General features: G+C 70.6%; 11 protein-coding genes. 3 read left to right on the plus strand and 8 right to left on the minus strand.

Annotation, left to right across the window (positions count from 1 at the left end; genetic code table 11):
• The first annotated feature begins 198 nt into the window (after positions 1-198).
• From BLV01_RS10155 to BLV01_RS10165, 3 genes are all read left to right on the plus strand, one after another.
• The gene (locus BLV01_RS10155; RefSeq protein WP_091798385.1) at positions 199-2,292 is read left to right on the plus strand and encodes an NADPH-dependent 2,4-dienoyl-CoA reductase; all 2,094 of its coding nucleotides are present in this window, start codon (positions 199-201) and stop codon (positions 2,290-2,292) included.
• Between the two features lie 720 nt (positions 2,293-3,012).
• On the plus strand, positions 3,013-3,471 hold the full coding sequence (locus BLV01_RS10160; protein WP_057946665.1) for a cell wall hydrolase: 459 nt from the start codon (positions 3,013-3,015) through the stop codon (positions 3,469-3,471).
• Positions 3,472-3,567: 96 nt separating this feature from the next.
• On the plus strand, positions 3,568-4,179 hold the full coding sequence (locus tag BLV01_RS10165) for a glutathione S-transferase N-terminal domain-containing protein (protein WP_091798388.1): 612 nt from the start codon (positions 3,568-3,570) through the stop codon (positions 4,177-4,179).
• Positions 4,180-4,339: 160 nt separating this feature from the next.
• Here the strand turns inward: BLV01_RS10165 and BLV01_RS10170 are convergent, their stop codons facing one another.
• From BLV01_RS10170 to BLV01_RS10205, 8 genes are all read right to left on the minus strand, one after another.
• Positions 4,340-4,858 carry a hypothetical protein gene (locus BLV01_RS10170; protein ID WP_091798391.1) on the minus strand — a complete coding sequence of 173 codons (519 nt, stop codon included), beginning with the start codon at positions 4,856-4,858 and terminating at the stop codon, positions 4,340-4,342.
• Between the two features lie 257 nt (positions 4,859-5,115).
• Positions 5,116-6,270, minus strand: a complete 1,155-nt coding sequence (gene prpC, locus BLV01_RS10175) for a bifunctional 2-methylcitrate synthase/citrate synthase (RefSeq protein ID WP_091798394.1) — start codon at positions 6,268-6,270, stop codon at positions 5,116-5,118.
• Positions 6,271-6,282: 12 nt separating this feature from the next.
• Entirely contained in the window at positions 6,283-7,164 is an 882-nt protein-coding gene (prpB, locus tag BLV01_RS10180; RefSeq protein ID WP_091798397.1) for a methylisocitrate lyase, read from the minus strand.
• 264 nt (positions 7,165-7,428) lie between these two features.
• On the minus strand, positions 7,429-8,502 hold the full coding sequence (locus tag BLV01_RS10185; protein ID WP_091798400.1) for a suppressor of fused domain protein: 1,074 nt from the start codon (positions 8,500-8,502) through the stop codon (positions 7,429-7,431).
• 143 nt (positions 8,503-8,645) lie between these two features.
• Positions 8,646-10,541 carry a propionate--CoA ligase gene (gene prpE, locus BLV01_RS10190; protein WP_091798403.1) on the minus strand — a complete coding sequence of 632 codons (1,896 nt, stop codon included), beginning with the start codon at positions 10,539-10,541 and terminating at the stop codon, positions 8,646-8,648.
• 207 nt (positions 10,542-10,748) lie between these two features.
• The gene (locus BLV01_RS10195) at positions 10,749-11,438 is read right to left on the minus strand and encodes a glycine zipper 2TM domain-containing protein (protein ID WP_091798406.1); all 690 of its coding nucleotides are present in this window, start codon (positions 11,436-11,438) and stop codon (positions 10,749-10,751) included.
• A gap of 81 nt (positions 11,439-11,519) precedes the next feature.
• Complete coding sequence (locus BLV01_RS10200) at positions 11,520-12,260, minus strand: alpha/beta hydrolase (RefSeq protein WP_091798409.1); 741 nt, start codon at positions 12,258-12,260, stop codon at positions 11,520-11,522.
• Between the two features lie 226 nt (positions 12,261-12,486).
• A complete protein-coding gene (locus BLV01_RS10205; RefSeq protein WP_091798412.1) occupies positions 12,487-12,918 on the minus strand; it encodes an OsmC family protein in 432 nt (143 codons plus the stop codon).
• Between the last annotated feature and the right edge of the window lie 327 nt (positions 12,919-13,245).

The following is a 13,245-nucleotide window of genomic DNA, read 5'->3' on the forward strand; positions in this document are numbered from 1 at the left end:
CGGCGGGGCGTGACAACCGTTGCGGCGGCGCCGCCGGCGTGCCTGTCTTCGCGCGGTTTGCACGCGCTGCGCTGCGAAAGTGCCGGACGGCTCCGGCAAAACCCCGCACGCGCCTGCCGGAAGCGCGGTTTCCCCCTTGAATTCCAGGGCTTTTACCGGCATCGTGCGCAATCCATACGCCAGCGTATCCAGCCAGCAATGACCACGGCCGCCCCGACCGCTCCCGCCTCCACTGCGCCCGCCGACGCCGGCCCGCATCCGCTGTATCCGCACCTGTTCGCGCCGCTGGACCTGGGCTTTTGCACCCTGCCCAACCGGGTGCTGATGGGCTCGATGCACACCGGGCTGGAGGACAAGGCCGCCGACTTCCCCAAGCTGGCCGCCTACTTCGCCGAGCGCGCCGCCGGCGGGGTCGGGCTGATCGTCACCGGCGGCTTCGCCCCCAACATCGTCGGCTGGCTCAAGCCGTTCGGCGGCAAGCTCAGCTGGCCGTGGGAAGCCGGCAAGCACAAGCAGGTGACCCGCGCCGTGCACGAACACGGCGGCCGCATCTGCATGCAGATCCTGCACGCCGGCCGCTACGGCTATCACCCGCTGCAAGTCGCGCCGAGCAAGCTCAAGGCGCCGATCAACCCGTTCACCCCGCGCGCGCTGTCGGCCGGCGGGGTCGAACGCCAGATCAAGGCGTTCGTGAATTCGGCGCGGCTGGCGCGCGAGGCCGGCTACGACGGGGTCGAGGTGATGGGCTCGGAGGGCTACCTGCTGAACCAGTTCACCGTGCCGCGCACCAACAAGCGCCGCGACAGCTGGGGCGGCGAAGCCGCGCAACGCTACCGCTTCAGCGTCGAGATCGTGCGCCGCATCCGCGAGGCCTGCGGCCCGGATTTCATCATCGTCTACCGCCTGTCGATGATCGACCTGGTCGAGGACGGCTCGACCTGGAGCGAGGTCATCGCCCAGGCCCGCGCGATTGAGGCCGCCGGCGCCACCCTGATCAACACCGGCATCGGCTGGCACGAGGCGCGGGTGCCGACCATCGCCACCTCGGTGCCGCGCGGCGCGTTCACCGGCATCACCGGCCGGCTGAAGGAAGAGGTGCGGCTGCCGCTGGTGACCACCAACCGCATCAACATGCCCGACGTGGCCGAACGCATCCTGGCCGAGGGCGACGCCGACATGGTGTCGATGGCGCGCCCGCTGCTGGCCGACCCGGACTGGGTCAACAAGGCGCGCAACCGCCGCGCCGCCGACATCAACACCTGCATCGGCTGCAACCAGGCCTGCCTGGACCACGTGTTCGAGAACAAGCACGCCAGCTGCCTGGTCAACCCGCGCGCCTGCGCCGAGACCGAGCTGAACTACCGCCCGGCCGCCGCGCCCAAGCGCATCGCCGTGGTCGGCGCCGGCCCGGCCGGCATGGCCTGCGCCACGGTCGCGGCCGAACGCGGGCACAAGGTCACCCTGTTCGACCGCGCCGCGCGCATCGGCGGCCAGTTCAACCTGGCCAAGCGGATTCCGGGCAAGGAAGAGTTCTACGAGACCCTGCGCTACTTCGCCGGCCGGGTCGAACAGACCGGGGTCGAGCTGCGCCTGAACACCGACGCCGACGCGGCCGCGCTGGCCGGCTTCGACGAGATCGTGCTCGCCACCGGCATCCGCCCGCGCCAGGTCGACTTCCCCGGCAGCGACCACGCCAAGGTGGTCAGTTACCTGGACGTGCTGCAGGGCCGGGTCGTGCCGGGGCCGCGCGTGGCCATCGTCGGCGCCGGCGGCATCGGCTTCGACGTGGCCGAATTCCTGGTCCACGCCGGCCCGCGTTCGGGCGACGACGCCCCGCATTACCCGGACCCGGCGCAGTGGCGCGCCGAGTGGGGCGTGGACCTGGACTACGCCGACAACCGCGGCGGCCTGGCCGCGCCGCAGCCCGAGCCGCCGGCGCGGCAGGTCTGGCTGCTGCAGCGCAGCGCCGGCAAGCCCGGCGCGAAGCTCGGCAAGACCACCGGCTGGATCCACCGCGCGACCTTGAAGGCCAAGCAGGTGCGCATGCTCGGCGGGGTCGAGTACGTCGGCATCGACGACGAGGGCTTCCACATCCGCGTGGACGACAGCGAACAGACGCTGCCGGTCGACCAGGTGGTGATCTGCGCCGGCCAGGAGCCGTACAAGCCGCTGGCCGAGGCGCTGGCCGGCAGCGGCAAGCCGGTGCACGTGATCGGCGGCGCCGACGTCGCCGCCGAACTCGACGCCAAGCGCGCGATCGCCCAGGCGAGCCGGCTCGCGGCGCAGCTGTGAGCCGCGCGATCCACACATATATATGTATGTGTGGATGCGCTACTCGCATGCGCCTGCGTGCCTGCCCCCTGTAGGAGCGACGCGAGTCGCGATCGCGACAACGCGGCTGCGATGGAAGCGGCGGCGTAGTTGCGTTGTCGCAGTCGCGACTCGCGTCGCTCCTACAGGGCGAGCACGCGACCCCCGAAGTGGGTCGAAACCCCACCCCGACCGGCTTCTGTAGGGCTGTCTGTGACCGCTTACCCCAATCGGTGGGGTCGGCTTGGCCATCGTGGCCCGAAATCCCACCCCGGCCGGAGTCCACCACCGCCCGGAGACGCCAAACACCCCTCCCCTACTTTGCTGAACCAGCTCGCTCACACAAGGGTGAGACAACGTGGGCACGCTTCGTGCCGGCACAAAGCCTTTCAGAACCAAGCACCTAGCGCCTGTTCAGAATAAAAACTCCAACTAAATTAGAAACTTGGATTTTGTCGTTCAGTGTCGGTTTGGATTCGCGTCGCTACCGTTCGCCGACTTTTCCGCCGCCCCCTGCAGAGGCGGCACCCACCACCGCCCCGGGCGCTCATTTGCCCCCGGTCCCGGTGACGGGGCAAAAGCGCGCCGCTAGAGCCGCTGCCCTCCCCAGTACGCCATGTCGGCCTCACCGCCGTCCCTTTCCTCCCCTGCGGAGGATGGACGACCCAGTGCGGCCCGACGCAACGGAGCAAGGAGTCCGATATGAAACTGGCTTGGATATTGTGGCTGGCCTCCGTGCTTCCGCCGCAGACCGCCGACTCGCTGTGTTTGAGCACCACCGTCTACCTGGAAGCCCGCGACCAGTCCCAACGCGGCCAGCAAGCCGTCGCCGAGGTGGCCCTGCGCCGCCGCGACAGCGGCATCTGGGGCGACACCGTGTGCGAGGTCGTCACCGCCAACAAGCAGTTCGCCCCGACCCTGGTCTCGCCGGGCACGCGCCTGAGCAATTCCGAAGCCTGGGCCGAGTCCGTCAACGTGGCCCTGGCCGCGGAGCGCAACTGGGCCCTGCCGGCCGGCCAGCGCAAGGAGATCGTGCCCGGCGCGAGCCACTTCGCCGCGCACGCCATCGCCAGCCCTTCGTGGCGCAACGCCTACCAGGTGGCGACGATCGGCGATCACACGTTCTACAAGGTGCAGGCGCTGAAGCCGCGGCGCGGCTGAGCGCGCCTCGTAACGCACCGTTGCACCGGCTTGCTTGAGCATGTGGCCCCGGAGCGGCGATAGTCGCCGGCTCACCACCCGAGGGGTCGCCACACCATGAAGCTCTACAGCAAGCCCGGCGCGTGCTCCACCGCCGACCACATCGCCCTGCAATGGACCGGCGGCGCGTTCGAAGTCGAGATCGTCGACAAGGACACGATGAAGGCGCCGGCGTTCCTGGCGATCAATCCGGCCGGCGCGGTGCCGGCGGTGGTCGACGGCGAGTTCGTGCTGACCCAGAACGCGGCGATCATGGGCTACATCGCCGACACCTTCCCGCAGGCGCAACTGGCCGGCGACGGCAGCGCGCAGCAGCGCGCCGAAGCCGCGCGTTGGCTGGCGTACTGCAATTCCGACATCCATCCGGCGTTCGTGCCGATCTTCTCGCCGGGCGCCTTCCATCCCGATCCCGCCCAAGCCGACGTCGTGCGCCAGACCGCGCGCGAGCGCCTGCGCAAGATGTACGCCGCGGCCGATCGGCGCCTGGCCGATCGCGAGTGGTTGGCCGGTTTCCGCAGCTACGCCGATCCGTATCTCTACATCACCCTGCGCTGGGCCGCGGCGACCAAGGTCGACCTGTCGGGCTACGAGCGCCTGGCCGCGTTCACGCGCCGCATGGAAGCCGATGCCGGCGTGCAGGCCGCGCTGAAGGCCGAAGGCCTGGCGTAAGCCGGCGGCACGACGAAACTCCCGCCTGCGTTTCGCGCGGCGGGAGTTTTTTTATGCGCGATCGTCGCGTCGCGACGGTGGGCCGCAGCGGCCCGTGCGCATGCGTCGCGGCGCCGCGCACGCAGCCCGCCGTGTTGGCTTCGCGTCGTTGCCGCCGCGCTCAGGCGCCGGCGGCGAACTGCGCTTCGATCCGCGCAGCCACTTCGTCCTTGCGCACCTTCGCCAGGGCCGCGCTCAACTCCGGCAACAGCGCCGCGAGTTCGTCGCTGCTCGCGCAGCGTTCGATCTTGAGCTGCAGGAAATAGCCGCGCAGGCCCAGGTGCTCGCGCACCGCCTCACTCATGAGCGCGTACAGCGCCTGATACCGCTGCGCCGAAGCCGACGACGCGGCCGGCGCCTGCGCGGCGACGCCGCTCGATGCGACGGCGGGCGCGCGCGGCGTCGCCGCCAGGCTCGCCGCGACCGCGGCCGAGGACGCGATCAATCCCATCTGTTCCAGCTGCTCCAGCGCATCGGCCGGGCCGTGCAGGCTGACCGCCAGTTCGCGCAGGTGGCGCGCGCTGCGCTCGCCGTCGACGATCAACAGGATCGAACGCAGCATCGGCGGCAGCTTGCGCGTGCGGTGTTCGATCTCGTCGCGGCCTTCGTTGGTCTTTACCGGAACGTCGCTGTCGCGCATGGCGTCTCCTCTTGCTCGATCCTTGCCGCGCCGCCGCCCCTCGCGACGCGCGGCCGGCCCGCAACGTCCACGCGCCGGCCGGCACCACCGCGGCGCCGGCCGGCACCGGACTATGCCATCGCACTCCATGACGTTTCTGTGTCGCATTCGACGATAGGCGCACGCGGACGGCGAACCGCGCGCGCACGAAAAAGGCCAGGCTCGCGCCTGGCCTCGTTCCGTCGCGTCTTGCGTTTACGCCGCCCGGCGGCGCGCGCTCAGCGCTGTTCGATCGGCACGTACTCGCGATCTTCCGGGCCGGTGTAGTTGGCGCTGGGACGGATGATCTTGCCGTCCTCGCGCTGCTCGATCACATGCGCGCTCCAGCCGGTGGTGCGCGCGATCACGAACAGCGGGGTGAACATCGGCGTCGGGATCCCCATCATGTGATAGGCCGAGGCCGAGTACCAATCCAGGTTCGGGAACATCTTCTTCATGTCCCACATCAGCGTCTCGATGCGCTCGCTGACGTCGAACAGGACCTGGTTGCCGCCGTCCTTGCACAGCGCGCGCGAGATCTCCTTGATGATCGGGTTGCGCGGATCGCCGACGGTATAGACCGGGTGGCCGAAGCCGATCACGATCTCCTTGCGTTCGACCCGCGCGCGGATGTCGGTCTCGGCCTCATCGGCGCTGTCGTAGCGCGAGATGATGTCCATCGCCACTTCGTTGGCGCCGCCGTGCTTGGGACCGCGCAGCGCGCCGATCGCGCCGGTGATGCACGAATGCAGGTCCGAGCCGGTGCCGGCGATGACGCGGGCGGTGAAGGTGGAGGCGTTGAACTCGTGCTCGGCGTAGAGGATCAGCGACTTGTCGAGCGAATCGGCCAGCAGCTGGCTCGGCGGCTCGCCGTGCAGCAGGTGCAGGAAGTGCGCGGCGACCGAGTCGTCGTCGGTCTCGCACTCGATGCGGCGGCCGTTGCGGGTGAAGTGCCACCAGTACAGCAGCATCGAGCCGAAGCTGGCGATCAGGCGGTCGGCGATGTCGCGCGCCTCGCTGGCCGGATGGCCTTCGCGCTCGGGCAGCACCGTGCCCAGCACCGAGCAGCCGGTGCGCAGCACGTCCATCGGGTGGGCGTTGGCCGGCACCAGTTCCAGCGCGTCGGTGACGATCGCCGGCAGGCCGCGCAGGCGCTTGAGCTTGGTCTTGTAGGCCTTGAGCTGCGAAGCGGTCGGCAGCACGCCGTGGACCAGCAGGTGCGAGACTTCCTCGAAGGTCGACTTGGTCGCCAGGTCGTGGATGTCGTAGCCGCGGTAATGCAGGTCGTTGCCGCTGCGGCCGACCGTGCACAGCGCGGTGTTGCCCGCGGCGGTGCCGCTGAGGGCGACGGATTTCTTGGCCTTGGGAAGGACTTGGGTAGCGTTGTCGCTCATCGGAACTCCTGGTTATTTGTTCTGCGCGAACAGGCGGTCCAGCTTGTCTTCGTATTCGTGGTAGCCGAGGAAGTCGTACAGGTCGGCGCGGCTTTGCAAGGTGTCGACGATGTTCTTCTGGGTGCCTTCGCGGCGCACGGTCTCGTAGAAGTTCAGCGCCGCCTTGTTCATCGCCCGGTACGCGCCGCAGCAGTACAGGGCGATGTCCACGCCCGCCTCGCGCAGTTCGTCGGTGGTGAAGAACGGGGTCGAGCCGAATTCGGTCAGGTTGGCCAGGATCGGCACCTTCACCGCGGCCTTGAAGCGGCGGTAGTCGTCCAGGGTCTTCATCGCTTCGGGGAAGATCATGTCGGCGCCGGCCTCGACGTAGGCGACCGCGCGCTCGATCGCCGAGTCGATGCCCTCGACCGCGGCCGCGTCGGTGCGCGCCATGATCACGAACTGCCCGTCGGTGCGGCCGTCGACCGCGGCCTTGACCCGGTCGACCATCTCGTCCTTGCTGACCACTTCCTTGCCCGGACGGTGGCCGCAGCGCTTCTGCCCGACCTGGTCCTCCATGTGCACGGCGGCCACGCCGATGCGCTCGAAGTTGCGGATGGTGCGGCCGATGTTGAACGCGCCGCCCCAGCCGGTATCGATGTCGACCAGCAGCGGCATGCCGGTGGCGTCGACGATGCGGCGCGCGTCGGTCAGCACGTCTTCCATGGTGCTGATGCCCAGGTCCGGCATGCCCAGCGAGTTGGCGGCGACGCCGCCGCCGGACAGGTACAGGGCCTTGTAGCCGGTGCGCTTGGCCATCAGGCCGGCATAGGCGGTGATCGCGCCCATCACCTGCAGCGGCGATTCGGCGGCGAGCGCGGCGCGGAACTTGGCGCCGGCGGAGGGCTGGGACATCTGTCTGACTCCGGGTGGCCCGGTCGGGGCGATCCGGACATTTTAACCCGCGGCGCGGACCGGCCGATGACGCCGGGGTACGGCGGGCCGGCAGCGCCAGCCGACTGAATGCGCAAAGCCGGCTTCGGTTTCTGCGCGATCCGGCACAAAAGCGCCGGGCCTGAAGGCCCTCGCACAACGGCCGCCGCCCTCATGGGAGGACCGCCACGGCTGTTGTGGGAGGGCCTTCAGGCCCGACGCCTTCCGCTCAGACCGCCCGCCCGCTCAGCGCACCTGCACCTGCAGCGCCGCGAACCCATCGACCTCGTAGGTTCCGGCCTGCGCCCGCAGCCGCGACACCAGGCTGCGCACCGCGCGCTCGTCCAGGCGCAGGTGCAGCGCGCCGTCGGCGATCTCGGCCTCGTTGCCGCGCACGGCCGGCTCGAACACCGCCCGCCGCTCCGGCCCGACCACGCCGAAGGCATGCCCGAACGGCAGCCGCAGCGGCAGCAGCGCCAGCAGTTCGCCGACCTGGCGCGCGCTCAGCGACAGCACCGTAGTCGGCGCGCGCAGCAGCCGCTTGCGCTGCTCCCAGCCCAGGTGATCGGCGTAGATCGTGCCGACCGAGGAGCCTTCGCGCGCCGACCCTTCGGCCAGGCGCGCGGCGATCTCGGGATCGGCCAGCAGCGAACCGCGCTCCAGGTCGGTGATCCACAGCGGCAGGTAGTCGTGGAAGACCTCCAGCACCTTCAGCGTGGACCAGCGCTTGAGCGCGAACTCTTCTTCGTTGGTCAGGCCGACGATCTGCAGGAACTCGACCCGGCCGTTGTCGCTGTCGATCGGCGCCAGTTCCGGATCGTGGACGAAGGCCAGCGCGCGGATCGCGCTGTCGCTGTCGGCGGCGATCGGCCCGCCGGCGCTGAGGTAGTGCCCGGCGTGGAAACCGTGCCCGCTCTCGAACACATAGCGCGCCAGGTTCTGCAGGAAGTTCAGCGCCCAGCGCGGCGGCTCGTCGGCGTCGTCGGGATTGGCCAGGCGGAAGGTCAGTTCGAAGCCGTAGCCGCTGATCTCGGCCTCGTCGCTGCGCTTGTCGAACAGCTCGCTGAAGCCGTAGGTGACGAAATGCCAGTGCGGCAGCGGGGTGATGCGCTTGTATGCGCTGATGCCCGGCAACGGCGCGGCGTCGCCGGCCGGCGCGCTGGAATGCCACGGCGACTGGCGCGGATAGACGCGGTTCAAGGCGTGGTTGATGGCATCCCAGCCAGGGGCGCCCGCATCGGCGCCGTGCGCGTCGGCGCGATGCGCGGAGCCGTGCTCGGGTTCCGATGCGGCCGTGGCGGAAGGGCTGGTGTACTGCATTGCGGCCTCGCTGGATCGAGGGCGGGTCGCAGCCCGCCCGTTGCCGCGATGCTAACGCCGCCGCAGAAAAATGGCGTCAATGCCGATGTTGCGCGGGCGAATGCTTTTGCTCGCGTTCACGCTGGCGCGCACGGGAGTTGCGCTCAACCGCCCGCATCGGCGCCGCGTTCGAGCGCGCGGCGCACCTCCTCCAGCGCGCCGGGATCGTCCAGCGTCGACAGGTCGCCGGGATCGCGGCTCTCGGCCAGGGCCTGGATCGAGCGCCGCAGCAATTTGCCCGAACGGGTCTTGGGCAGCGCGCCGACCACGTACACCCGCGCCGGCCGCGCCACCGCGCCGAGCTGGCGCACCACGCAGTCCTGCATGCCCGCCGCGACCGCGTGCGGGTCCTGCCCGGCGCCGGCCTTGAGCGTGGCGAACACCACCGGCACCTGGCCCTTGAGTTCGTCGCGCACGCCGATCACCGCCGCCTCGGCGACGCTGGCGTGGCTGGCCACCGACTCCTCGATCTCGCGCGTGCCCAGGCGATGGCCGGCGACGTTGATCACATCGTCGGTGCGGCCGAGGATGAAGGCATAGCCGTCCGCATCGCGGATCGCCCAGTCCAGCGAGCTGTACAGCAGCTCCTTGAAATGGCCGAAATAGCTGTTGAGGAAGCGCGCGTCGTCGTTCCACACCGTGGTCAGGCAACCCGGCGGCAGCGGCGGCACGATCGCCAGCACGCCCTTCTCGTCCGGCCCGACGTCGCGGCCGCTGGCCTCGTCGATCACCCGCAGGTGGTAGCCCGGCGTGGGCAGGCCGGGCGAGCCGAACTTGACCGGCTTGAGCTCCAGCCCCGGCATCAGCGACAGCACCGGCCAGCCGGTCTCGGTCTGCCAGTAGTTGTCGATGATGGTCTTGCCGATGCCGTCGGTGATCCACTTCGCGGTCGGCTCGTCGAGCGGCTCGCCGGCCAGGAACAGCCATTGCAGCTGCGACAGGTCGTGCTTGCCGAGCCAGGACGCGTCCTGCTTCTTGAGCACGCGGATGCCGGTCGGCGAGGAGAACATCGTGCGCACGCCGTAGCGCTCGCAGATGCTCCACCACACGCCGGGGTCGGGGTTGGTCGGCAGGCCTTCGTAGAGGATCGAGGTCGCGCCGGCGATCAGCGGGCCGTAGACGTTGTAGGAGTGGCCCACCGCCCAGCCGACGTCGGAGGTGGAGAACATCACCTGGCCGGCGCGCACGTCGTAGATCGACCACATCGACAGCGCCAGCGCGACCGCATAGCCGCCGACGTCGCGCTGCACGCCCTTGGGCTTGCCGGTGGTGCCGGAGGTGTACAGCAAATAGCTGGGCTCGTTGGATTCGAGCCATTCGACCTCGACCTGGGCGCCTTCGTGTCGCTTGCGCAGTTCGGCGTAATCGACGTCGCGGCCGGGCACCAGGCGCAGGTCCGGGTCGAGCCCGCGGCTGACGACCAGCACGTGCGGCGGCGGCGATTGCGCTTCTTCGCAGGCCGCATCGACCAGCGGCTTGTAGGCGATCACCTTGCCGCCGCGCATGCCGGCGTCGGCGCAGATCAGCAGCTTCGGGGTGGCGTCGTCGATGCGCAGCGCCAGGTTGTGCGCGGCGAAACCGCCGAACACCACCGAATGCACCGCGCCGATGCGCGCGCAGGCCAGCATCGCGAACACCGCCTCGGCCATGTTCGGCATGTAGATCACCACGCGGTCGCCGCGGCCGACGCCGAGCGCGCCGATCGCGGCGGCGAACACGTTGACTTCGCGATGCACGTCGCGATAGGTCAGCTCGCGGGTCTGCCCGGTCTCGCTGGAGATCGTCACCAGGGCGAGCTGGTCGCCGCGCGCGTCGAGGTGGCGGTCGAGCGCGTTGTAGCACAGGTTGGTTTCGCCGCCGGCGAACCACTGCCGGAACGGCGGATTCGAATAGTCCAGGATGCGCTGCGGCGGCGTGCGCCAGTGGATCGCGCGGGCCTGCTCGGCCCAGAACGCCTCGGGTTGCTCGATCGAACGGCGGTAGAACTCCTCGTAGCGCATGCGGACGTCTCCCGGGGCCGGCGTGGGCAGGCTAGACCATCGGGCGCGGGCGCGGCGTTACGACCATGGTCTAGTCGCGGTGCACGGTTGCGGACGAATGCGCGCGGCGCAAACGAAAGACGCCGGAGCCTCGCGGCCCCGGCGTCCCACCGGCGCGGGCGGCGCCCCGTTCCAACGCCGCCTTTGCGCCGATTCGGTCGGCCGCGCTCAGTCCGGGCGCACGTCCACGCGCACGCGGATGCGGTCGCCCGGATTGTGGTCGGTGCGGGTGCGGTAGGTCTTGCCGGCGTATTCGTAGGTGACGTCGTACGCGCTCACCGAGCGCTCGTTGGCGTAGCTGTTGCCGTAGCCGTTGGCGGGCACCGGATCGCAGACCCGCACGGTGCCGGTGCGCGGCGGCTCCTGGCTGCGCTTGCTCTGCTCGTAGATGCTGCGGCCGGCCATGCCGCCGACCATCGAGCCGATCGCCGAGGTGGCGTAGCGCGCGCTGCCGCCGCCGACCTTGCTGCCGAGCACCGCGCCGACGATGCCGCCGACCACGGTCGCGGCGGTGCGGCCGCCCTCGGTGCCGGCGCTGCGGCGCTGGCTGCCGTACGCGTCGGTGTAGCCGTCGTTGTAGCCGCCGTTGCCGTTGCCGTCGTTGTAGTAGCCGTCGCCCTGGACGTAGGTCGGGCGCTCATAGCAGCGCGGCGCGCTGGCCGGCTGCGAGGAATAGGTCTCGAACACCGGATCGACCCGGACCACGCGGGCGAAGTCGACCTGGGAGCTGTAGCTCGGCGCGCCATTGTCGTAGCCGCCCGAATAGTTGCCCGAACCGGAGGGATACGACTGCGCCGAGGCGATGCCGGTGGCGGCGGCCAGGGCCAGGCCCAGGACAGTGACGAACGAGCGGTTCATGACGGGGCTCCCAGGCGCCGGAATGGCGCGAAACGGATCGTCGGGCCGGGGCGGTCAACCCGGGCTGAATGCGGCCGGGCGTTAGCTCGGCGTAAAAATAGCGTTCACCTCGCCGACAGCCTGCCCGCCAAGCGCCGGTGCGCGCAACCAGTCCGCGGCATGCGCGGCGGCGCGCGCGGCCTCGCGGCCCAGCAGCGGGCCGACGTGGCTGCCCGGCAAGGCGATCAGGCTGGCGCCGACCGCGGCGGCGAACCGTGCGCTGCGTTGCGGATCGACATCGGTATCGCCGTGGCTGGCGATGCACAGCACCGGGCAGGCCGGCACCGGCGCCTCGATCCCGGCCTGGGCCTGGCGCAGCGCCGCGCCGGATTCGTCGCGCCAGCGCCGCAGCGCATACAGCGCGGCGGCCTCGTCGGCGTCGGGCATGGCGCGGCGGGTCGAGGCCAGGCTCGCCTCGCGCCGCCACGGCACCCGCGCCGGCCAGTCGCGCGCCGGTTTCTCGGCCGCCCACGGCAGCGGCGGCAGCGGGTTGACCAGCACCAGCGCGTCGGCGAGATCGCCGCACAGCCACGCCAGCAACCCGCCGAGGCTGGCGCCGACCGCGGCGCGCGGGCGCGGCAGCGCGGCGAGGGCGGCGCGCATCTGTTCGCGGTAATCGTCCAGCGTGGTCGCTTCCAGGCCGGCCGGCGCGGGCTGCAGGTCGGGCGCGTGCGCAGCGATGCCGCGCGCGGCGAAGACCTCGCGCCACAGGTTCCATTCCCAGCCGCCGGCGCCGGCGCCGTGGATCAGCAAAGCGTGGCGGATGGCGGACGGCTCGGACATGCGGGGCGACGTTGTTGGGCGCGGCGACTGTAGCAGCGGCGCGAGCGGCGACGGCCGCAGCGCCGGCGCGACCGTCGAATCCGGAGTACCGGCCACCGCTGCGCGCGACGGACTCCGGCCTTGCCGATGGGTTCGCGCGTATCGCTACCAGCGTCTGGATTCGCGCCGCCGTTGCGGCGGCTGCGGGCGGTTGGCGACCGCGCGCGAACCGCCGCCCGGTCCGGCCTCAGGCCAGTTCGGCTTCCAGGCTCACCGGCACCGCGCTGAGCGCTTTCGACACCGGGCAATTGGCCTTGGCGTCCTCGGCGATGGCCTGGAACTTGGCCGCATCGATCCCCGGCACCTGCGCCTTCACCTTGAGCCGGATCTGCGACAGCGAGGGTCCGCCTTCCATCGACAGATCGACTTCGGCGCGGGTGTCCAGGCTGGCCGGCGGGTGCCCGGCCTCGGTCAGCTTGGCCGACAGCGCCATGGTGAAGCAGCCGGCGTGCGCGGCGGCGATCAGCTCTTCGGGATTGGTGCCCTTCTCTTCGCCGAAGCGGCTGTTGAAGCCGTAGCGGGTGTTGTCCAGCAGCCCGCTCTGCGGCGTGCTCAGGCGGCCCTGGCCGTTCTTGAGGTCGCCTTCCCAATGCGCGGTGGCGTGACGCGAGATACCCATGGTGTGCGGCTCCGATTGTTGGGGGAGGCCCAGGGTAGCGGCGAAGGTGTTACGGGACAGGGAACGAGCGGGCAAACACAGCGAAGGCGGCGAAGGGCGAACGGGACTGGCGCGAACGCGGCCGCCCCCGGGGACGTTCGTCCGCACCCTGCGCTCGCGTGTTTTCGTCGCTGCGCCCGTGCCGCACTGCACCACCGGCAATCGCCAAGCAGTGCGCGCTTCCGGCCGCCGGGCTTGACCCACCCGGCGCGCTGCGCGAGCCTGTCCTCCCGGCCCCCGCCGGCCCGCCATGACCGCCCGCCGAGCGCCACGCTCGGGCGCGCAGCG

The sequence above is a fragment of the Lysobacter sp. yr284 genome (genome assembly GCF_900107375.1).
GTDB lineage: Bacteria > Pseudomonadota > Gammaproteobacteria > Xanthomonadales > Xanthomonadaceae > Lysobacter.